At 60.4% G+C, this 22788-nt stretch carries 15 protein-coding genes; 7 read left to right on the top strand and 8 right to left on the bottom strand.

The window, feature by feature from the left end:
• Positions 1-235: 235 nt before the first annotated feature.
• The gene (locus FJW00_RS16255) at positions 236-2599 is read right to left on the bottom strand and encodes a glycoside hydrolase family 31 protein (RefSeq protein ID WP_140924948.1); all 2364 of its coding nucleotides are present in this window, start codon (positions 2597-2599) and stop codon (positions 236-238) included.
• Between the two features lie 10 nt (positions 2600-2609).
• Positions 2610-3920, bottom strand: coding sequence for an MFS transporter (locus tag FJW00_RS16250; RefSeq protein WP_058958355.1), 1311 nt, complete (start codon positions 3918-3920; stop codon positions 2610-2612).
• A gap of 223 nt (positions 3921-4143) precedes the next feature.
• Between FJW00_RS16250 and FJW00_RS16240 the strand changes: the two genes are divergently transcribed.
• Positions 4144-5208, top strand: a complete 1065-nt coding sequence (locus FJW00_RS16240; RefSeq protein ID WP_058958356.1) for a LacI family DNA-binding transcriptional regulator — start codon at positions 4144-4146, stop codon at positions 5206-5208.
• Here the strand turns inward: FJW00_RS16240 and FJW00_RS16235 are convergent.
• Positions 5199-8054 carry a bifunctional diguanylate cyclase/phosphodiesterase gene (locus tag FJW00_RS16235; protein ID WP_140924946.1) on the bottom strand — a complete coding sequence of 952 codons (2856 nt, stop codon included), beginning with the start codon at positions 8052-8054 and terminating at the stop codon, positions 5199-5201. The two genes, FJW00_RS16240 and FJW00_RS16235, sit on opposite strands and share 10 nt — an antisense overlap.
• A gap of 280 nt (positions 8055-8334) precedes the next feature.
• Entirely contained in the window at positions 8335-8934 is a 600-nt protein-coding gene (locus FJW00_RS16230) for a cupin domain-containing protein (protein ID WP_009087226.1), read from the bottom strand.
• Positions 8935-9244: 310 nt separating this feature from the next.
• On the opposite strand from FJW00_RS16230, the gene FJW00_RS16225 reads away from it, so the two are divergent.
• On the top strand, positions 9245-9727 hold the full coding sequence (locus FJW00_RS16225; protein WP_009087228.1) for a YlaC family protein: 483 nt from the start codon (positions 9245-9247) through the stop codon (positions 9725-9727).
• On the opposite strand, the gene FJW00_RS16220 is transcribed toward FJW00_RS16225, so the two are convergent.
• The 3 genes from FJW00_RS16220 to FJW00_RS16210 form a co-directional block, all read right to left on the bottom strand.
• The gene (locus tag FJW00_RS16220; RefSeq protein ID WP_140924944.1) at positions 9724-11127 is read right to left on the bottom strand and encodes an aminotransferase-like domain-containing protein; all 1404 of its coding nucleotides are present in this window, start codon (positions 11125-11127) and stop codon (positions 9724-9726) included. The genes FJW00_RS16225 and FJW00_RS16220 overlap by 4 nt on opposite strands.
• A 137-nt stretch (positions 11128-11264) precedes the next feature.
• Positions 11265-13409, bottom strand: coding sequence for a putative bifunctional diguanylate cyclase/phosphodiesterase (locus tag FJW00_RS16215; protein WP_140924942.1), 2145 nt, complete (start codon positions 13407-13409; stop codon positions 11265-11267).
• A gap of 139 nt (positions 13410-13548) precedes the next feature.
• Positions 13549-15633 carry a putative bifunctional diguanylate cyclase/phosphodiesterase gene (locus tag FJW00_RS16210; protein ID WP_140924940.1) on the bottom strand — a complete coding sequence of 695 codons (2085 nt, stop codon included), beginning with the start codon at positions 15631-15633 and terminating at the stop codon, positions 13549-13551.
• 544 nt (positions 15634-16177) lie between these two features.
• Between FJW00_RS16210 and FJW00_RS16205 the strand changes: the two genes are divergently transcribed.
• Genes FJW00_RS16205 through FJW00_RS16185 form a run of 5 tightly spaced genes read left to right on the top strand, consistent with a single transcriptional unit; the run spans position 16178 to position 21447 of the window.
• Positions 16178-16747 carry a Csu type fimbrial protein gene (locus FJW00_RS16205; protein WP_009087237.1) on the top strand — a complete coding sequence of 190 codons (570 nt, stop codon included), beginning with the start codon at positions 16178-16180 and terminating at the stop codon, positions 16745-16747.
• A 46-nt stretch (positions 16748-16793) separates the two neighbouring features.
• Positions 16794-17285, top strand: a complete 492-nt coding sequence (locus tag FJW00_RS16200) for a Csu type fimbrial protein (RefSeq protein WP_009087239.1) — start codon at positions 16794-16796, stop codon at positions 17283-17285.
• Positions 17286-17310: 25 nt separating this feature from the next.
• Complete coding sequence (locus FJW00_RS16195) at positions 17311-18006, top strand: fimbrial biogenesis chaperone (RefSeq protein WP_140924937.1); 696 nt, start codon at positions 17311-17313, stop codon at positions 18004-18006.
• Positions 18007-18013: 7 nt separating this feature from the next.
• Complete coding sequence (locus FJW00_RS16190) at positions 18014-20461, top strand: fimbria/pilus outer membrane usher protein (protein WP_140924935.1); 2448 nt, start codon at positions 18014-18016, stop codon at positions 20459-20461.
• Positions 20458-21447: a Csu type fimbrial protein gene (locus FJW00_RS16185; protein WP_154929154.1), complete on the top strand. Its 990-nt coding sequence runs from the start codon at positions 20458-20460 to the stop codon at positions 21445-21447. Before FJW00_RS16190 ends, FJW00_RS16185 begins: the two co-directional genes overlap by 4 nt.
• Here the strand turns inward: FJW00_RS16185 and FJW00_RS16180 are convergent.
• The gene (locus FJW00_RS16180) at positions 21444-22766 is read right to left on the bottom strand and encodes an MFS transporter (protein WP_140924933.1); all 1323 of its coding nucleotides are present in this window, start codon (positions 22764-22766) and stop codon (positions 21444-21446) included. The two genes, FJW00_RS16185 and FJW00_RS16180, sit on opposite strands and share 4 nt — an antisense overlap.
• Positions 22767-22788 lie beyond the last annotated feature (22 nt).

Genomic DNA, 22788 nt, shown 5'->3' with positions numbered 1-22788 from the left:
TTCAGGAAGCCATGATAAAGCTCAGGTAGCAGGGAATACGGTCAGAAGAGGAAAGCGTCCCGCGCCATGGATGGCGCGGGTCGAGCGTGTCATGGATGACGGCTTTTGCGTCTTTCCGATCTGACCGTATTTCCTGCTCAGGCACGATCTCACAGCGAAGCAGGTCCGGTTTTGCTGTTGCCCCTAACGGCCCCGCTTCGGGGCCGGACTTTTCTTCACTGCCACGTCAACACAGCTACTGCAGCCGGTAACTCGCCGCTTTCTCGCCATTCACCCACAGCTCACGATCTTCACCCGCAGGCAGTAACAGCGCGATCTCCCGCCAGGCAGGCTGATAATCACCGCGTTTTTCCACCGTCAGATCGATGCGCGTGGCGCTGCTGCACAACGTCCAGCTGAGCCACAGGGCGTTCCCCTGCTGCCAGCCGTGACTCTCACCATCATCGTCAAAGGTTTGTCCCTGCGTCGTTACCCCTTCAGGTGCAGGCCATATCTGCCACTGCCGCACCGTGTCGCGCCGCGCATCGGTCGTGCTTTCACACTCACCCAGCGGAATAACCGCACCGGCCCGCACCAGCAAAGGCAGCCGATCGAGCGGAGCATCCAGTGTGATCGTCTCGCCGCCCGCAAACGCCCTGCCACTGTGCCAGTCATACCAGCCACCGGCATGACGGGGCAGATAGACCTGACGGCTGCGCGCGCCCTGCTCCACCACGCTGGCGACCAGCAGATCGCGACCCAGCATGAAATCATCACACTCCTCATAGGTTCGCGGGTCCTGCTCGTGGTCGAGGAAGGTCGGACGCAGCATCGGCTCATCTTCTGAACTGGCCAGCCAGGCAAGCGTGTAGAGATAAGGCATCAGACGATAGCGCAGCCGGATCGCCTCGCGGATCATCGGCGTCACCTCCGGGTACATCCAGGGTTCGTTCACCGTGTGGTCATCATTCCATGAGTGAATGGTAAAGCGCGGATGCATCACGCCATTCTGAACCCAGCGCACAAACAGCTCGGCATCGGGCTTATCGCCCGAGAATCCGCCGACATCGTGTCCGACGTTAAACAGCCCCGACAGGCTCATGCCCAGCCCCATGCGGATGTTATAGCGCAGGGTTTGCCAGCTGGTGCGGTTATCCCCGCTCCAGGTCTGTACGTAACGCTGCATCCCGGCGCAGCCGGAACGTGAGATGAGATAGGGACGCTTGTTCGGGGCGAACTGCTGCTGGGCTTCCATGGAGGCGCGCATCATCAGCAGCGGCATTACCGGCCGGATATGCTTGATAGCGATCGGCTGACCAAAGCCGTGACAGCGTGCTTCGCCATCCCACACCTCATATTCGTTATTGTCGTTCCAGGTGGCGTCGATACCCTTTTCCAGCAGCTGTCGGGTGACGTTCTCCTGCCACCAGCGCACCGCTTCCGGATGGGTAAAATCGAGGTGCGAACCCTCATCATCCCAGAACACCGAGCGCTCAGGGCGATCCTGCTCAGAGTCCCGAATAAACAGCCCCCGGGCCGCCACTTCCTGATAGCGCGGGTGATCCTGCAACAGACAGGGCTTGATGTTAGCCGCCAGCTTCATCCCGGCATCGTGAAACGCCGCGCTCAGGCCGTCGGGATTCGGGACTTTGTCATAGTTCCAGTGGAACACGTAGCGCTTGTTATTGATCGAGGTATAGCCGGAAGAGAGCTGGAACGAGTCACAGGGGATCTCATGCTCGTGACACAGGCGAATAAAGGATTGCAGCTGCTGCTGCGCATCCGGTGCGTCGGTGTAGTGCATGGTCGAGCCGCTGTAGCCCAGGCTCCACTTCGGCTGAAACAGTGTCCGTCCGGTCAGGCGGACAAAGGCTTTGGTGACGTCGAGCAGCGTCGGGCCCAGCATCATATAGTAATCAAGGTCGCCCGCCTCAGCGCGGTAGCGGCGGTAAGGCAGATGGTAGTTATCCAGTTCGTTACCGAGATCCAGCCAGCTGCTGCTGAGGTTGTCATAAAACAAACCGAAGCTGACGCCATCGCGCTGCGTCAGGGTAAAGGGAATATGTTTATAGAGCGGATCGGTGCTGGCGGCGTTATAGCCCATCGCGTCGAGGTTGCGCATCTCAAAGCGCCGGTTGACGCGGTTCAGGTCGCCGCTCTTCTCGCCCAGACCGTAGACCCGATCCTGGGGCTGACGACGCTGATAGTGCTCCACCCCATCCCCGTGGGCATTGAGCAGATAGGCGCCGGTGTGACGGTCGGCGGTCAGCGGCTGCCAGCTCTCACCATCAAACTGCTCCCAGCTCAGGCAGAGCGGCTGATGCACCGTGACCCGCAGCCGTGACGTGCTGAGGCGCAGCTGCTGGGCATCGTGCTCAACCTGAAAGGGCGGCAGCGTAAAGCCGTCCAGCGCCTCACGATCCCGTCCCTGCCAGGGCACATCCGTGACCGGTGCAATGCTCCAGGTGCGGTCCAGCGCCAGCTCGCCATCGCGCTTCAGCAGAACGCGCATCAGCTTCTCCTCCAGCACGTAAAGCCGCAGGTGATGACGCTCTTCGACCTTGAGTTCAACAAAGTGGTCGGCCTGCTGATGCAGCGTCCAGTTCTTCAGGGTTTTCATCTCGATATCCTTATGGGTTAGCCGGGCGCTGGCGTCGTTCGGCGATCAGCATCACCAGGAAAACGGCACCAATCAGGTCAAAAAAGCCCATCGCCACAAACAGCGGATTAAAGCCGATGGTGTCGGCGGTGACGCCGATAATCAGCGAGAAGATAAAGCTGGCAATCCAGGCGCAGGAGCCGCGCATACCGTTGACCGTCGCCATCTGACGGCGATCGAAACGCTCCACCACCAGCGCACTGAGCATGCAGGAGATGACCTGATGCCCGAAGCCACCGATGGAGATGAGCGCGATAGCCAGCAGGGGATCTTTCACCAGCGTCATCAGCGCCAGCGAAACCATTAACAGCGCGCCCGTCACCGAGCTGGCGACAATTGAGTTGACGCGGGTAAAACCGAACCAGCGCACATAAATGCGGGTGAGATAACCGCTGGCGACGCTGCCAAGGTCAGCCGCCAGGAAGGGCAGCCAGGCAAACATCACGATCTGCTTCAGATCCATGCCGCGCTCATTGGCGAGGTAGAGCGGCACCCAGAAGCTCAGCACCGCCCAGGCGGGTTCAGCCAGAAAGGCCGGAATCGCAATACCGTAAAACTTCTTCTCTTTACCAATCACTTTCAGCGCTTTGAAGAACGGCAGCTTCTCGCCGATGGCTTCGTTGTCCTGATTGATAAAGTCGCGCTCCTCAGCAGAAAGGCGCGGATGGCTCTGCGGAGCGTGATAGCCCCACCACCAGAAGAGCACCCACAGCAGCCCCAGGCCGCCTGTCAGCAGGAAGGCGCCCTGCCAGCCAAAGTTGATGTGGGAAACGTAGATGATGGGCGGTGCCAGCATCGCCCCGATGGAGAAGCCGACGCCCGCCCAGCCTGCTGCCACCGGCCGCTCTTTTTTCGGGAACCAGTCACCAATCGCTTTGGCGTTGGCTGGCGTGGCGGCCGCTTCAGACGCCCCCATGACAAAGCGCAGCAGCGCCAGATGCAGCCAGCTTCCGGCCCCGGCGTGCAGCAGACAGGTGACCGACCAGACCAGCGCACAGATCAGGAAGCCCATCTTCAGGCCGATCACATCGATCAGCCAGCCGCAGACCGGCTGAAACAGGGTGTAGGCCAGCTGGAACGCTGCCACCACCCAGGAGTACTGTTCGGTACTCATGTTGAGGCTGGTTTTGAGTTCCGGTGCCAGAATGCCGAGTGAGTTGCGGGTGATGTAGTTAACGGTCACACCCAGCAGGAACATCCCCAGCATCCACCAGCGTAAATTTTTAATCACGCGCACCGTGCGTGAAGCACTGACGGGTTTGGTTGTCGATTCGAGGCTCATAGTGCCACTCCTGATTTCCATTGATAAATCACACCGCCTGCTGGCGTACCGCGTGTCCTTTTAGCGAACTTAGAAAAGTGCGAAACGTGGGTACAGCCTCTTTTTTGCAACTCTTTTCATGGCAGGCTGATTACCGGCAGGAAATGACACTGAAACGACCATCTGACGCGATTCAGCAGGTTATGAAAAATTTTTCACTGGCAGATTTGAAGGCGATCACAGAATGAAACAAAGGCTGAAAGTAAGCGAAATTGCGGCGCTGAGCGGCGTTTCGATCAGCACGGTGTCACGGGTACTGGCGGGCAAAGCCAACACCCGCCCCGCCACCCGCGACAAGGTGCTGGCCGTGGCGCAGCAGCAGGGTGTGCTGGATAACCTGCACAGCGGTCGCCTGCTGCTGAATAATCTGATGGTCTTCGCGCCGCCACGTGCCTTCGACGTGCGCAGTGACATCTTCTACTACAAAGTGATTCAGGGGATCAGCCAGGCGGTGGAGCCGCACGAGGTACGGCTGCGCTACTCTCCGCTGGAAGAGGTGGAGAGTGACGCGGCGCTGTTTATCGACAAGATGCAGCAGACCGAAGCGGCAATCCTGATCGGCATTGATGATGAGCACATTCATCAGCTGGCGGCGGAGATGAACAAACCCTGCGTGCTGATTAACGCCCGCGATCGCCGTATGCGGCTGCCTTCGGTTTCGCCGGATCATCAGCTGATTGGGGAGTTTTCAGCCCGCTACCTGTTTGAGCAGGGGCACCGGCAGATCCTGTCGCTGCACTGCCTGCGCCGCTACACCATGGAGCAGCGGCTGCAGGGCGTGCGTGACGCCTGGCATGCGATGAATCTGCGCTTTGACAGCCGTCAGCATCTGCTGACGCTGAACAGCTTCAGCAGCAATGAAGCGGCGGAACGGCTCGGTGAATATCTGCGCCACTGCCCGGACGTGCTGCGCCCGACCGCCATTCTGGCCAGCGGTGATTACATTGCCGCAGGTGCGGTCAGCGCGCTGGAGCAGGCGGGCCTGCGGGTGCCGCAGGATATTTCGGTCATGAGCATGGATGGCTTTAACCTGGCCGCCATCCACGATATTCCCCTGACCTCAGTGCAGGTGCCGCGTGATGAGCTGGGTGCCGCCGCCGTGAAAGTGCTGCAAGAGATGCGACTTAATCCTGCCACCCCGGCCGGCACCCTGCTGCTGAATGGCCGGCTGGTGGTGCGCGAATCGGTGCGCCGCATCCGCGACAACCTCAGCCATGCGCCGGTTCAGCAGCATGGCCTTTACGACTGACCCAGCGTTTTCAGCCGCAGTTCCGACGGCTGAGGACGCCCGAACAGGAAGCCCTGGAACAGCGTACAGCCCTCATCGCGCAGCTTCATAAACTGCTCATCGCTCTCCACCCCCTCGGCGGTGATCTGGATATCCAGACTGCGACTCATGCCGGTAATGGCCCGGATAATCGCCAGCGCCTCACGGCTGTCCCCCATGTCGTTAATAAAGGATTTGTCGATTTTGATTTTGTCGAACGGGAAGGATCGCAGATAGCTCAGCGACGAATAGCCGGTACCAAAATCATCCAGCGCAATCTGCACGCCCAGCGCCTTGAGATTCTGCAGGGTACGGATATTCCCCAGCGAATCATCCAGCAGCACCGATTCGGTGATCTCCACCTCCAGCCGCGCCGGATCCAGCCCGGACTCCTGCAGTGCGCCCTCCACCACCGGCACCAGTGAGCTGTTTTTAAACTGCAGCGGTGAGAGGTTAACCGACACCGACTGGTTGCCTTCCCAGCTCGCCGCTTCACGACAGGCTTCATAGAGCGCAAACGCGCCCAGCATATGAATCAGGCCGGTCTCTTCCGCAATCGGAATGAAGTCGTTGGGCATGATCAGGCCACGGATGGGATGATGCCAGCGCATCAGCGCTTCATAGCCAATGATGGTGTGGTGGTCGCCATTGGTGATGGGCTGGTAGTAGAGCCGCAGATGCCCGCCGCTGATCGCATCGCGCAGGTCATTTTCAATCAGGCGGCGGCTGCGTGCCACGTCGTCCATCTCCAGCGTGAAGTGCTCAAAGCGGTTACGGCCGTTGCGTTTGGCCTCATACAGCGCCATGTCGGCACAGCGCAGCAGCTGTTCCGGCGTGTTGGTGATGGTGGTGCTGAGCGCAATACCGACGCTGAGCCCGACCGAGAGGTTATGACCTTCGATGTTGACCGGCGGACGAATGGCCTCGATCAGCCGCTGCGCGACCACGCTCGCCTCGTCGCCGCTGGCAACCGACGGCAGCACGATGGCGAACTCATCGCCGCCGATACGCGCCAGGGTATCCTGATCGCGCAGCACGTTGCGCAGCCGCTTCGCCACACTGCGCAGCAGCTCATCGCCAATCTGGTGGCCCAGCGCATCGTTCACATTCTTGAAATTGTCCAGATCCAGGCAGAGCGCGGCGGTCTGACGCGGCGTCTGACCGGCGTTGCGCAGCGCTTCACTCAGGCGCTGGCGGAACAGGATACGGTTCGGCAGGCTGGTGAGGTTGTCATGGTGCGCCATGTGGTGAATGCGGGCATCTGCGGCGCGCTGGTCGGTCACATCTTCCACCAGCAGCATCAGATAGTTACGCCGTGCATCCTGACCATTAATCGCGGTGGCGCGGGTGTGCAGGATGCGCTCACCGCTGGCGGTCATCAGCAGCTGTTCACGCTCATGCATCCCCTCGCTGCGCAGCGCCACATCCGCCAGATTGTTGAAATAGTCGCTTAACTCAGGCGACATACACTCGTGCGGCCGTTTGTTGACGATCAGCGATTTGGACAGGCCAAACAGCTGCTGGGTACGGTCATTGACCAGCAGAACCTCACGGGTAATGGCATCTTCGACAATCACGCAGGAGGGGATGTTGGCGATGATGTTATCCAGAAAGCGGGAGAGCGCCGTTTTCTGGGTACTCTGGGCTTCCGCCAGATCGCGGGCGCGCAGCACCTGCTGCTCCTGCTCACGGCGTTCCGTCCGGTCGCGGGTGATCTTGGCGAAGCCGATCAGCTTGCCGTCATCGTCGTGGATCGCGTCGATCACCACGTGCGCCCAGAAGGCGCTGCCATCTTTGCGGTAGCGCCACCCCTCATCTTCGAAGCGACCGGTCTTCAGCGCAATGCCGAGGTTGGCTTCCGGCGTTCTGTTCAGCCGCTCCTGAGCGCTGTAAAACAGCGAGAAGTGCTGACCCACGACCTCTTCCGCCCGGTAACCTTTGGCGCGCTCGGCACCGGCGTTCCAGTTCACCACCACGCCGTCGATATCCAGCATATAGATGGCGTAATCCGTGACGCCCTCCACCAGCAGCCGGAAGCGTCGCTCCTGCTCGCGCTGCTCATTGCGTACGCGCTGCTGTTCGGTACAGTCGCGGGTGATCTTGGCGTAACCCAGCAGCTTACCCTGATCGTCACGGATCGTGTCGATCACCACATGCGCCCAGAAGGCGCTGCCATCTTTGCGGTAGCGCCAGCCCTCATCTTCAAACCGGCCGGTGCGATAGGCGATCTGCAGGTTCTGATTGGGAACGTGATTCAGACGATCCTGCGCGCTGTAGAAGCGGGAAAAATGCTGGCCGACAATCTCTTCGGCTACATAGCCTTTGGCGCGCTGGGCGCCGGCGTTCCAGTTCACGACGTTGCCGTCGATATCTAGCATATAGATGGCGTAATCGGTGACGCCCTCCACCAGCAGACGGAAGCGCGCCTCCTGTTCCCGCTCTTTGCGCTGCTGCTCCTGCTGCCGGGTACAGTCGCGGCAGACCACAGCGAAGCCCACCAGCTGCGCCACATCATTGCGGATGGGATAGATCACCACATGCGCCCAGAAGGTGCTGCCATCTTTACGGCAGCGCCAGCCTTCGTAATCATAACGTCCCACGGTGGCGGCAATATCGAGTTCCCGCTGCGGCAGACCGCGACGACGATCCTCTTCGTTGTAAAACACGGCGGCATGCTGACCCATAATTTCTTCTGGTCTGTAACCCAGAACGTTCAGCCCGCCTTCATTCCAGCTGGCGACGGTTCCGTCCGGTTTGAGCATGGCGATCGCGTAGTCGATCACGCTTTGTACCAGCATGCGATAGATGACATCAGAGTTATTATCCATTGTTATTTGCCTGCTGCTCGGTAGCCTGGTCATGGCTTAGGAATGTTCTTAATACATCTGCGGAGACTACAGCGGAAATGGGCTGTGAAGACAAGTGTATTAAGAAGAATAACTAATCTTAACAGGGGAGTTATCGGCAGCGGTGAGCAAATGTTCAATGGTGTCGCGATCGGGGCGAGCGCGCGCGCCTAAGGCGCAGAGCGGGATTGCGGGAAGAGGGGGAAAAGCGCGAGACGGGCTCGCGCATCGTTATTCAGCAGCGTGTCTGAAGCACCTTCCCTTATGGCTGCGGCTGCATGGCGGCAATCGGCTGCCAGATTTCTGTCAGTGCGCCCTCTTTACCGGTGAAGGGATCCTGGGTCGGCAGAGGCACTTTTTTCACCTGCTCCTGCGCCATTTTCAGTTTCGCTGGCTCATCGCGCAGTGTCTCAGGCGACATGCCACGCGGATAGGCTCCGACCACCATAAAGTCTTCACTGGCGCTGACCTGCCGGTGGCCGACGCCCGCCGGGATCAGCACCGCATCGCCGGCGCGCAGCGTCACCATCCGGCCACTGTCACCGCCAAACAGCACTTCCGCCCAGCCTTCAGCCACACCCAGCAGCTCATGGGTGTTGGGGTGGTAGTGGGTGTAAGGAAAAATCGGATAGCGCCAGGCGGGTGGCCAGCCGTTTTCTTCGAAGGTTTTCTCAAACCATGCGGCGATCTCCTCCTCTTCCGGCACCACGCGTGGCCAGATAATCAGAGGTAACGGGTTATTCGGCACGCCGCCCGACGGAATGGCGAGCATCAGGTGCTGAGGATTGTCAGACGCCCCGGCCGAAAAGGTGCCAGCGGCAAAAGACATCATCAATAACAGACTGGAGGATGGGGTACGCATGCAGGTTCTCCGCTTTTTTATCAGTGTGGCAAACCTGCGCCATAATGCAATGTGCGCCAGGCGACAGAATTGAGATAATTGACTGATATTGCTGACTAAAGCCAAATGCGGCGTTAACTACAGGGTGTTACCCGCCCTGCACCACCACGGGAAGCGGTTCTGACTGCGGTAAAATGTTGCAAAATGTCAGGCCGCCCGGAGCAGGACTCTGGTCACGGTTCAACTGTTATATAAAAATCGCACAGATCTGTTTCTGATATCCTTGACTGTTATCTGTTCTAATCGCTAGCAGATCACAGAGAGGTAACCAATGGACGCTATTAAACAAATCCTGATTGACGAGATCGCCACGCTTAACCGCGAAGAACGTCGCGACAATTTGCCGCGCTTCAGCCTCTCGTTTCTGAAAAACCATCCCGGCCTCTGGGCGGTGATGTACCTGTGCTATGGCCTGTGCGTTGCGCTGATTTTCACGACCGAGATGCTCGGCTGGCCCGCCTTCTGGTTTGCGACCATCTTTGTCCTGGTGATGAGCCTGCTGATGCTGATGGACATCAACCCGAAATATCGCTTTGAGGATATCGACGCACTCGATCTGCGCGTCTGCTACAACGGTGAATGGTATTACGTTCAGCCGGTGCGCGAGCAGGCCGTTTCGCGGATTCTGTCGCTGCCCGAGACGCCGGAACGGGTGAAGAGCGGCATCCAGCGTCTGCTGTCGCAAAAAGGCGAAGTCGATTTTTATGATGTCTACTACCTGACCTGGGGCCATCAGGAAGCGGCGCGGGTTTAATCTGCCCCGCTTTCCGCCATTAACCGACCCAGCGTTTCGATTGCCGCCTCGGCCCGGCTGTCCCACGGCCAGGCGGTATTCAGCCTGAAGCAGTGACTGAACTGCTCGCCTGCCGAAAATAACTGTCCCGGTGCAATACTGATCCCCTGTGCCAGCGCGCGCTGATAAAGCCGGGTGGTATTGATCCGCTCCGGCAGCGTCACCCAGAGAAAATAACCGCCGAGCGCCTCGCTGAGTGTGGCCTGGGGTGGCAGCACCTTCAGGAGTGCCTGGCGCACCATCTGCTGTCGCTTCGCCAGGATCTGCCGCAGGCGCTTCAGGTGGGTGTCATAACGCCGTGTCGCCAGAAAATCCGCCAGCGCCAGCTGCATGGGCGCGCTGGTCGAGAGCGTGCTCATCAGTTGCAGCCGCTGAATGCGCTGCGCATGCTGTCCCGCCGCCACCCAGCCAACGCGAAATCCCGCCACCAGCGATTTTGAAAATGACCCACAGTGCAGCACGTTGCCCTGACGATCCCAGGCTTTGGCCGGCAGCGGCGCGACATCGCCTGTCCAGAGTTCGGCATAGACATCATCTTCAATCATCGGCACCTGATAGCGCGCCAGCAGCGCCACCAGTTGCTGTTTGCGTTCCGGGGTCAGGGTGACGCTGAGCGGGTTCTGCAGGGTGGTCATCAGCCAACAGGCCTTTACCGGCCAGCGCTGCAGCGCCTCCTCCAGCTGGGCAAGATCGATGCCCTGTTTTGCATCCACCGGGATCGCCAGCGCTTTCAGCTTGAGCCGCTCAATCGCCTGCAGCGCGCCATAAAAACCGGGATGCTCAATCACCACGTAATCGCCCGGCTCGGTGAGGGATTGCAGGCTGAGGTTCAGCGCCTCCAGCGCCCCGCTGGTGATGACAATTTCATCCGGTGACAGCGTGATGCCCTGACGCGCATAGCGCTGCGCCAGCAGCTGTCGCAGCGTGGCGTTACCGGGCGGCAGGTTATGCAGCGCATCGGTTGGCGTGAGGTGATGGGAGACATTCGCCAGCGAGCGCATCAGCTGACGCTGCGGAAACAGCGCGGGGTCGGGAAAGGCGGAGCCAAACGGCACAATCGCCGGATCGCGCGTTGCCTGCAGGACATCAAATACAAAGTCGTTGATATCCACCTGCTCGCTGATCGCCACGCTCATGGGCGCGGGTGCCAGCGCGCGGGGCGCGACGTAGTAGCCCGACTGGGGACGGGAGACGATCCAGCCCTGGCTCTCCAGCAGCTCATAGGCGTGCAGCACCGTCATAAGGCTGACGCCCTGCTGCGCCACCTGCTGGCGCAATGAGGGTAAGCGTGTACCCGGCAGCCAGATGCCGGCCTCTATCTGCTGCTGAATCTCATCCATCAATCGCTGGTATTTCGCCACGGCTCATCTCTCCTTGTCTGACCGCGTGACTTTACCACGCGCGGCGGCCAATGACAGGCGGCATGAACCGCTTATACAGCCCCATTGCACTGATGCAACGCGCACGGGACGCTTTTTCAGCCCCGACGCGCCGCGCGTCAGACCGCTGCCACCTCTGGCGTCAGCGGCCGATCGACATCCGCAGTCAGGCCCGTGCTGGTCACCGTTTCTTCAGTTTCTGCCGCGACAAAGTCGGTCAGCTCCGGCACCCGCTCCGGCGGAACCGGCTTGCCCAGCAGATAGCCCTGCAGCGTATTGCAGCCCAGGCTGGTCAGAAACGCCTGCTGTTCGGCGGTTTCTACCCCTTCAGCTACCACTTTAAGTTGCAGCGACTGCGCCAGCGCCACGATGGCCGACACGATGGTGGCATCCTCTTTCTGATGCTGCAGCTCGTTCACAAAGGCCCGGTCGATCTTCAGTTCGCTGGCCGGTAATCGCTTCAGATAGAGCAGGCTCGAGTAGCCGGTGCCGAAATCATCAATCGAGGCTTTCACGCCCAGCCGGGTCAGCTCGGTCAGGATACGCACGCTCTCATCGGGGTCGCGCATCGCGGTGGTTTCTGTCACCTCCAGGGTCAGCAGCTCGGCCGGGATCTGATGTTTTGCCAGCGCCTCAACCACCGTCTCCACCAGATTCGACTGCTCAAACTGCAACGCCGAGAGGTTAACCGCCACCGACCAGTGCGGGTGCCCCTGCAGATGCCACTGGCGCAGCTGGCGGCAGGCTTCCTGAATTACCCAGTTGCCGATATTAACAATCATCCCGGTCTTTTCCGCCATCGGCAGGAATTTGTCGGGCGACAGCAGGCCGTGCTGCGGATGCTGCCAGCGCAGCAGCGCCTCAAAACCGAGGATCGGACCACGCGGGGCGCAGAATTTTGGCTGGTAGAAGAGGCGCAGCTCATCATTATCCAGCGCCTGCCAGAGATCGTTATTCAGCTGCAGCTGACTCTGTGCCTGAATATTCATAGAGGGCTGAAAGAAGGTATAGCCGTTGCGGCCATTATTTTTGGTGTGGTACATCGCCGCATCCGCATTGAACATCAGCTCCCGCTCATCCACCCCGTCACCGGGATAGACGGCAATGCCGAGACTCAGGGAAACCACCAGTTCATAGCGGGAGATATCAAATGGGCGGTCCACCGCTTTGACCAGCTTATCGGCGACGGCCGCGGCATCATTGGGATCGTCAATCTCCACCAGCAGCACGAACTCATCGCCGCCAAGCCGCGCCAGCGTGTAGTAGCCGGTCATCTGCTGGCTCATTCTCTCGGTTACGCCAACCAGCAGACTGTCACCAATATGGTGACCAAAGGCGTCGTTAACCGCCTTGAAGCCATCCAGATCCATAAACATCAGGGCGAACTGCGTCTGTTCACGGTTCGCTTTGTTGATCGCCTGCTCCAGCCGATCTTCCAGCAGGATGCGGTTTGGCAGCCGCGTCAGGTTATCGTGCAGCGCCAGCTGGGCCAGCTCGCGATTCGCCTCCGCCAGAGAGCTGGCGAGAATCGAGGTGCGCGCCTGCATCCGCGCATCCAGCATGGAGACCAGCAGGGTAATCCCCAGGATAGAGAGGGTGACCACAGTGACCAGAATCGCCAGCCAGTTGCTGTTGACGCCCTGCCCCACCGAATGACTGTGCGCGGGAAACTCGGCGGCCATCATACCGGTGTAGTGCATGCCTGCAATGGCAAACCCCATCACCACTGCGGCGCCAATCCGCAGCAGCGTGACCCGGCTGGTCTGCCCTTCGCGCAGGTTAAAGGCGAGCCACAGCGCCGCGCCAGAGGCTGCCAGGGCGATGATTACCGACAGTCCCACCCAGCCCCACTGCCAGACGATACCGGGCGAGAACATCAGGGCCGCCATGCCGGTGTAGTGCATCGCCACCACGCCGCTGCCGAGGATCAGCGCGCCGCCCGCCAGCCGCGGCCAGGGCAGATCGCTATGGCAGACCAGCCACAGCGCAAATATCGACGCACACACCGCGATGGCGGCAGAGAGCGCGGTCAGTGAGGCGTTGTAGCTCATCACCATATCCATGTTCATCGACAGCATGCCGATAAAGTGCATCGCCCAGATGCCGATCCCCATGGAAAAACCGCCGCCGAACAGCCAGACCAGCGCGACTTTGCCGGTCGAATGCACCACCCGCCCTGCCATATCCAGCGCGGTAAACGAAGCCAGCATCGCGACCAGAATCGAGACGATAACAATAAAAGAGTCGTATGAGGTCACTAACATAGTGCATTCCCGCGAAAAGCCGTGCTTGTGGTTAGACAGAGGAGAGTGTTCTTTTTGTTATCGGCACCGCCCGGCGGTTAATGAGCCGCGCAGGCTGCGTGCTTTCACTTACTCTGATTGCTAAAAACTATCATGACGTTCAGCCCGAGAGTGACGCCACCGGCTGCCGCCGTGAGGCGAAACGGAACGTGTCAACCCGGTCCGCCGGGGTCGGTTTACCCAGCAGATACCCCTGCAGGGCATCAAAGCCTAAGCTGGTGAGTAAATGCTGCTGCTCTTCGGTTTCCACCCCTTCCGCCACCATCCGCAGGTTGAGACTCTGCGCCAGCGTCAGCATGGCGCTGACCACCGTTGCATCTTCACTGCCGGGCCGCAGGCAGTTGATAAAGCTGCGGTCGATTTTGAGTTCGCAGGCATCCAGATCTTTGAGATGCAGCAGGTTGGCATAGCCGATGCCAAAATTATCAATGGCGACGCTGATACCCGCCTGCTGCAGTTCGCGGATGCGCTGCTGGCTGAACAGCGGGTCACGCATGGCTATCGTTTCGGTGATCTCCAGCATCAGCGCGCTGGCTGGCAGCTGGAAGTGCGCCAGCGTCCGGGTCAGCGTGGTCAGCAGATCGCGCTGATGAAACTGCAGGGCGGAGAGGTTCACCGACACCGTCCAGTCACTGTGGCCCTGATTGTGCCAGCTTCTCAGCTGGCGACAGGTCTCCTCGATTACCCAGTTGCCAAGCGCGACGATCTGGCCGGTCTTTTCGGCGCGCGGCAGAAACAGCTCCGGCGTCAGTAACCCGCGCAGCGGATGCTGCCAGCGCAGCAGCGCCTCGAATCCCAGTAACAGGGTGCCGCCGGAACTGAATTTGGGCTGATAGAACAGGCGCATCTGCTGGCGCTCTATCGCCTCCCACAGATCGTTCGCCAGCTCCAGCTGATGCTGGGTCGCATCGCTCATCGCCGGTTCAAACAGGCACCAGCCATTGCGCCCGTTGTGTTTGGTGTGATACATCGCCGCATCCGCATTGAACAGCAGCTCATGCCGGTTTCGCCCGTGCAGCGGAAAGATTGCAATGCCAGCGCTGAGTGATACGTGCAGCACATAGCGGTCAAGTTCAAAGGGGGTGCTGATCACCTTAACCAGCTTTTGCGCCAGCTGACGGGCTGGCGTGATATCCAGCGCCTCTGCCATCAGCACAAACTCATCGCCGCCCAGACGCACCAGCAGCATCGTGGTCGTGAGCTGGCTGCGCAGCCGCTCCGCGACTGCGACCAGCAGGCGGTCACCGACGTGATGTCCCCAGGTGTCATTCACCGCTTTGAAGCCATCCAGATCCATATAGAACACGGCAAAGCGGCTCTCCTGCAGCATCGCCTGCTTAATCGCCAGATCGAGCTGCTGCTCCAGCATGACCCGGTTCGGCAGCGCGGTCAGGTTGTCGTGCATCGCCAGCTGGCGCAGCTCCTGGTTGGCACGATTGAGCCGCGCCGCCAGCCGTGCCGCGCGCAGCTGAGCATCCAGCATGGAACTCAGCAGCGTGACGCTCAGAATAAGCAGGGTAATCAGCGTTACCCATACCGCCAGCCCCGGATTGCTGAGGCCATGCGGCTGCATGGTGCTGCTCGGGCTGAACCGTGCGGCGGCCATGCCCACGTAGTGCATACCGGCGATGGCGATCCCCATCACCAGGGAGGCCAGGCTGCGCATCAGCAGCAGATGCTGCTCCCCCTGGCGCAGATGAAACGCCAGCCACAACGCCAGCGCAGAGGCCACAAAGGCGATCAGCACAGAGAGGGTGACCAGCAGAGGATTCCAGTCAGGCCCCGGTTCAATCAGCAGCGCAGACATGCCGAGATAGTGCATGACCACCACTCCCGCGCCCAGGATCAGACTGCCGCGCAGCAGCCGGAAACGGGTGAGATGTACGCCTCCCACCGTCTGTCCGAAAGCCAGCATGGCGGCCAGAATCGCCACCAGCAGCGAGCCTGCCGTCAGCGGCACGTCATAGCGCATCGTCATCGGCATCATCATCGCCAGCATGCCGATAAAGTGCATGGCCCAGATGCCAATTCCCATGGCGGTGCCGCCGACCAGCAGCCAGAATCGGGCAGGCCAGCCCTGGGAGACCGCCACCCGTCCGGCGGTATCCAGGGCTGTAAAAGAGGCAATAAACGCCACGATCAGCGAAATGCCGATCAGGACGTTATCCCAGGTGATCTGCAGCATGTGCCACTCCTCACCACCCGTGCTGAACGGGTGCTGTGTAAAGTCTGATAAGTCATCTGAAAACCCCCGCGGGGGAAAAAGTTATTTAATGCCGGTATTTCGCCAGGGATTATTTCCGGCAAAACCCGCCCGCCAGCGCTGGAGAACGATGCGCAGCATCCTGTTCCCGCATCCGCTAAGCGAGCCGGTAAATCGTTATTATGTCTGATTGATACAGCAACATATTACCGAAGCGGAAAGCCTGTACGCGAGGAAAAAAGCAGGGATTTCTGCTTTCCCGTTACGCTTACACGCCTTGCTATTACTGGGTTATCGGCTGAAGTGACCATTAGATTAGTGAAAAATAATCAGGAGCACTTCGCCAGACGCGTTAACTGTTCTATAGTAAGTAAAACTGATATAAATCAGCACCCTTAAGTCTGAGATTTTTCTTAAGACAGCCCCGTTGCGGGCACTGCTTTATTTATTTCTTATTTTTGGGCCGAATCGTTAATTAATACCAGGTGAAAAAGCACTGACTCCTGATAATCCGTAAGGAAATATTATGAAACTCAAGCTTTTTCTGTGTGCTGCTGCGGGATTAACGCTGTCACTTCCGACCTTAACCCAGGCGGCAACCACCTCCGGGACCATCAATGCCACCCTCACGCTGACCACCGGTTGCCTGGTCAACGGTCAGTCCGCCACGGCAGGCGTTAACTTCGGTACGCTGAACTTTGGTAGCAGCGCCGCCACCTTTGATACGCTGAACGCCACCCTGGTGGGCGCCGCCGGTAACGGCATCTACGTGCGCTGCACCACCGGTCAGGACTATAACGTGGTGGTGACCAGCAGCAACGCGGCGCCAGCGACCATCTATGGCACCGCCTCTGCGTCACCGCGCTATTTGCTGCTGGGATCGGACAATGCGCAGGGCATCGCCTATACCCTCTACAGCGATGCCTCCTTCACTACCGCGATTGCCAACAATACGCCGATTGCCGCCAGCGGCACCAACGATCCGACGCTGGGCACCAACTACGCCATCTATGGCCGGGTGGTCGGCGGCGGCTTTAACCCGCTGATTCCGGCCGGAACCTACACCGATACCATTAACGTCGCCGTGAATTATTAACTGCAGCCGCAGGTCAATGAGGGTGGTTCTCTGGCGATCCTGCCTGATGATCGCACGTGCTTTGCCTCTGCTGACAGGGAGCGTCAGCGCCTGGGGGCTGCCCACCAGCACCTTTCAGGTCTCCGCATCGATTGTGGCAGGCTGCGTGATATCCGGTACCAATACCGGCGTTTTCGGCACGCTCAATTTCGGCACGCAGTCTGGCGTGGCGACAGCGACCGTCAACGCCAGCTTTCTGCAGAGCACGACCATCAATCTCGCCTGCACACCCGGCACTACGCTGAGCATGAGCATCAATCAGGGCAACAACTACACCACCACCCGCAACCTGAAGCTGCCCAATTTCAGCAATACCGTTCCCTATACGCTCTTTAGCAATGCCAGCCGCACCACGGTGATCCCGGTCAACCAGGCCGTGCCGCTGAGCTACAGCAATGCCGGTAACATTACGCTGCCGATCTATGGCCAGCTGCAACTTCCCGGCACCGCGCGCGCCGGCGTTTATACCGACACGCTGACCGTCACCCTGAGCTGGTGAGGCGATAAAAAACAAGGATATGATCATGAAGTCACTGTGCGCTCTGCTGCTGCTGAGCCCCTCCCTGCTCTCTCCGGCCTTCGCCGCTAACTCGGTGATGATCTGGCCCATCGATCCCGCCATTAATCCTGACGAGAAAGCCAGTGAACTCTGGCTGGAAAATCGCGGTAACAGCACTACGCTGATGCAGATCCGCGTCTTCAGCTGGCAGCAGGTCAGCGGCCAGGAACAGTATCAGACTCAGCAGCAGGTGGTAGCCAGCCCGCCGATGGTGCGGATGGAGCCGGGCCAGAAGCAGCTGGTCAGGCTGATTAAACAGACGCCGCCTGCGGCGGGTAAAGAGCTGGCCTATCGGGTGGTGCTGGATGAGATCCCGGCACCGCGCAATCCCGGTGAGAATCAGGCCGGGCTGACGTTTCAGATGCGCTATTCCGTGCCGTTGTTTGTCTATGGCACCGGGCTGAACACCGACAGCGCCCGGCCGGAGTTGCGCTGGCAGCAGGTCAGCGACGGCGGCAAGCGCTGGCTTCAGCTGACTAACAGCGGCAGCGGCCACGCCCGGCTGAGCAATGTCACGATTGGCGGTCGCCGGCTGGGGGAAGGATTGTATGGCTATGTGCTGGCGGACAGCATGCATCGCTGGCCGCTCACCTCCCCGGTCAGCGGCGAGCTGAGCGCTGAGGTCAACAAGCGCCAGTGGCGCAGCGCGGCTCAGAAGTAAGTGCTGAATGAGACGCTATCCGCTTCATCCCTGTGCGCTGGCGGTTGCCAGCCTCTGCTACGCCTGCTCGCCGGATAGCGTGCTGGCGGAGACTTACTCCTCCCTGCCACCGCCGCCGAGCCTGCAGTCCCGCGACAGCGGCCAGCAATATATGCTGGAGCTGGTGGTGAATCAGCAGGCAGAGGGCAATATTGTACCGGCAGAGCAGCGCGACGGTCACTTCTGGCTGCGCAGCGGCGATCTGCAGCGTGCCGGTCTGCCGCGGGAAAAGCTGGGCCAGCAGCCGCAGGTCGATGTCAGCAGCCTGCCTCTGGTCAGGGTGGACTATGATGCTGCGCGGCAGCGGCTGCTGCTGACCGTGCCGCCAGAGTGGCTGCCCGGCCAGGTGATTGGCGAGGCGAAAAACGGGCCGCGCTATCCGGGACGGACCAGCAGCGGCGCGCTGCTTAACTACGATCTTTACGCCAGCCGCACCGACAACAGCGGCACCCGCCTCTCCGCCTGGAATGAGCTGCGGCTGTTCGGGGAGGCCGGGCACCTCTCCAGCAACGGCGTCTGGCAGCAGCAGCTGGAAGGCAGTTCCTCTTATCAGGATGATGGCTACATCCGCTACGACACCTGGTGGAGCAACGAAGATGAAAATACGGCGGTGAGCTGGCGGGTCGGGGATCTGGTCAGCGACTCGCTCGCCTGGGGCAGCAGCGTGCGGCTCGGCGGCATCCGCATCGGTCGCGACTTCAGCATCCGGCCCGATCTGGTCACCTACCCGCTGCCCGCCTTTTCCGGCCAGGCCGCCGTTCCCTCCACCGTGGATCTGTTTATTAATGGCTATCGCTCCAGCCAGGCGAACGTGCAGCCTGGCCCCTGGTCGCTGACCAATGTCCCGTTCGTCAACGGCGCGGGTGATGCGGTGATCACCACCACCGATGCAACAGGCCGACGCGTCACCACGACCATGCCCTTTTACGTCTCCAGTAACCTGCTGAAAGCGGGACTGTCGGATTACGCCTTTTCCGCCGGGGCGATCCGCGAGAACTACGGCATTAAAAATTTCGATTACGGACAGGCCGCCGTCAGCGGCGCGTATCGTTATGGCATGACCGACTGGCTGACGCTGGAGAGCCAGGCCGAAGGCAGCGAAAACCTGGCAATGGGCGGGCTGGGCGGTCAGCTGCGCGTCGGCAGCTGGGGGGTGGTAAATGGTGCGGTGGCGCAGAGTCAGCTGGAGGGCGAGCGCGGCGGGCAATACAGCTGGGGCTATCAGTACAACAACCGCTGGTTCAATTTCGGCACGCAGCAGACCCGGCGCAGCCGCGACTTTGGCAACCTGGCGCTGGTCGGCAGCCGTGCCGGAAGTCAGGCAGATAGCCGCTACGCGCTGTCGCGCCGCAGTGCGCAGTACAGCGCCAGCGTCTCACTGAACCGTTTTGGCAGCGTCGGCGCCGCCTTTATCGATATTACCGACGGTCAGGGCGACCGCACCCGCCTGTGGAATCTCTCCTGGAGTAAAAACCTGTGGGGCAACAGCAGCCTCTATGTCTCCGCCAGCCGCGATCAGCAGGAGAAGAGCTGGACCGGCGCGATCTCGCTGGTGATCCCCTTTGGTGAACAGGGCAGTGCCGCGATCAGCACCGAACGCGACCGGCGCGGCCGCAACAGCCAGCGCGTCTACGCCTCACGCGCCATGCCCAGCGACGGCGGATTCGCCTGGGATGCCTCCTGGGCGAATCAGAGCGGTGACAGCGGCGATTACCGTCAGGGCAGCCTGCGCTACCGCAACAACCAGGTTGACGCCTCGGGAGGCTTTTATGGCGACGACGACAACCTCACGCAGTGGGCCGATCTCTCCGGCGCGCTGGTGCTGATGGACAACAGCGTCTTTGCCGCCAACGCCATCAACGACGCCTTTGTGCTGGTGAAAACCCGCTACCCCGACGTCAACGTCCGCTACGAGAATCAGTCGATGGGACGAACCAACCCGCAGGGCTATCTGCTGGTGCCCACCATCAGCAGCTATTACCCGGCTAAATATGATATCGACACCCTGGATCTGCCCGCCGATATGACCACGCCGCAGGTTGAGCAGCGCGTTGCCGTCCGGCGTCAGAGTGGCTATCTGCTCAACTTCCCGGTGGAGAAGCTGCGATCGGCCAGCGTGATTCTGGTCGATGCGCAGGGTCAGCCACTACCGGTCTCAAGCCAGGTCGTGCGGCCCGATCGTCCCACGGAGTATGTGGGCTGGGATGGGATTGTCTGGATGGAGGCGCTGACGGTCAGCAATCCGATCGCGGTGGTCACGCCCGATGGTCGCCGCTGTGAAACCGAACTGCACATCGCCAGCGGTCAGCCGCAGGCGCTGAAAACCTATGGCCCGCTGACCTGTCCGCTGCCTGCACCGGCCACGGGCAGCGCCGCCACGCCCGCTGATACTTTCTCTTCCGGAGCGCGACCATGATAAAAATTCTGCTGAAATGGCTGATCCCTGCGGGCCTGCTGCTCTGTCTGCCGTCGCTGGGTTATGCTGCCTGTACCCTTCCCGCCTCCACCGCCAGCTTCGGCTCCCTCACGACATTTGTGGCGAATACCACCGTGAACGCCACCACCACAAACGCCAACGTCAACTGTGGCTCGGGCAGCGCGCTCTCGCTGCTGGGTAATAACCAGATTACGTTTCAGCTGACCGGCGCGACGAATGTCAGCGGCACGCGCGGCACCCTGAAACGCAGCGGTGACACCGGCAGCGATAATGTACCGGTGCGGCTCTGCACCGACAGCGCCTGCGCCAGTGAACTGACGATTGGCGGCGCGGCCTACGTCTATGGGTCACAGACGCTGGTCAATCTGGCGGGGTTACTGGGCAGCCTCAACTTCGCTATCCCGGTTTACCTGCGCACCGTTCCCGGTCAGGTGGTGGCCGCCGGCACCTATCAGGTGACGCTGAACATGGCCGTGACGTATCGCGTCTGTACCAGTGTCAGCGTGGGAAACGTCTGCTTAAGCGAACAGAACGGCAGTGGCGTGATCCCGATAACCGTGACCGCTACGCTCACCAATGACTGCACCACCATCACCTCGCCCAACATCAGCTTCGGCAGCGCGCCGCTGGTCGGCAGCTTCTCTGCGGTGTCGCAGACCATCAATGTGCTGTGCAGCAAAGGCAGCACCTATACGGTCGGACTGAGCAATGGCAGTTATCCGGTGAGCAGCGTGAGGAATATGGCGAGCGGAACGAATCGTCTGAGCTATGAGATCTACAAAGGCACGACCAGCAATCGCTGGGGACCCTCAGGGACGGAGCGCTGGAGCAGCACGACCTCGACCGCGGTCTCTGCGGATGGACTGACGCGCGGCTTTAACTACACCGCGCGCATCCTGACGACGCAGGCCACGCCGCCCGCCGGAAACTACAGCGACAGCGTGGTGGTCGATTTAGCCTTTTAGAGCGAGGCGCTGACCGGCGTACCGCTGTGGCGCAGCTGATACTGCTTCACCATCCGGCCAATCAGCAGGGTGCCGATCAGCCCGCAGATGGCCGCAAAGGTCAGCCAGACGCCCGGCATCGCCTTGTCGCCGGTGGCGTGGATCAGGTAGCTGGAGATGGCAGGGGTAAAGCCGCCAAACAGTGCCGTCGCCAGGCTGTACGCCATGGAGAAACCGGCCGCGCGCACCTCAGCAGGCATGATCTCTGCCAGATAGACCACCATCGCCCCGTTGTAGCTGGCATAGAGAAACGACAGCCACAGCTCTGCTTCCAGCAGATGGGCGAAGCTGGCTGAACCGACCAGCCAGTGCAGCACCGGCCAGGTGGTGACAATCATCAGCAGGGTACAGGCGATCAGCAGCGGACGACGCCCGATGCGGTCCGACAGCGCGCCCATCAGCGGCAGCCAGAAGAGATTGGAGATGCCGACGCAGAGCGTCACCATGAACGCCTGCTTATCACTCATCATCAGCACGGTTTTGCCAAAGGTCGGGGTAAAGGCGGTGATCATGTAGAACATCACCGTGGTAGTGACCACCATCAGCATCCCCGCCAGCACCAGCGCCCAGTTGCTGGCGACCGAGCGCATGATCTCCGTCATGCGCGGATGATGCTTGCGTTTGCTGAACGCTTCGGTCTCTTCCAGCGTGCGGCGGATATAAAACAGGAACGGCACAATCAGACAGCCCACCACAAACGGGATACGCCAGCCCCACTCCGTCACCGCCTCTTTCGCCAGCAGATGGTTCAGCATCAGACCCAGCAGGGCGGCGAAGATCACCGCAATCTGCTGACTGCCCGACTGCCAGCTGACGAAAAAGCCTTTGCGCCCTTTCGGCGCCACTTCGGCCAGGTAGACCGACACGCCCCCCAGCTCAACGCCCGCGGAGAAGCCCTGCAGCAGGCGTCCCAGCAGGATCAGAATCGGCGCCGCAGCGCCCAGCGTGGCGTAACCCGGCACCAGCGCGATAGTCAGGGTGCCAATCGCCATCAGGCCCAGCGTCAGCAGCAGGCCTTTGCGGCGACCATGATGGTCGATGTACGCGCCCAGAATAATCGCCCCCAGCGGGCGCATCAGAAAGCCTGCGCCAAAGGTCATCAGGGTCAGCATCAGGGAAGCGAACGGGTCATCGCCGGGGAAGAAGGTTTTAGCAATGGCCGTGGCGTAGTAGCCAAAGACCATGAAATCGTACATCTCCAGGAAGTTACCACTGGTGACGTTGAAGATGGTTCGGGCGGCGCTTTTCGGGGGCTTTTGTAAAGACGGGGCGTGACTCATAACGGCTTCCTGTTGTTTTTTA

Source organism: Pantoea anthophila, from assembly GCF_006494375.1.
Taxonomy (GTDB): Bacteria; Pseudomonadota; Gammaproteobacteria; order Enterobacterales; family Enterobacteriaceae; genus Pantoea; species Pantoea anthophila.
The sequence above is the reverse complement of the archived record's forward strand: the minus strand, read 5'-3'. Positions and strand labels throughout refer to the sequence as shown.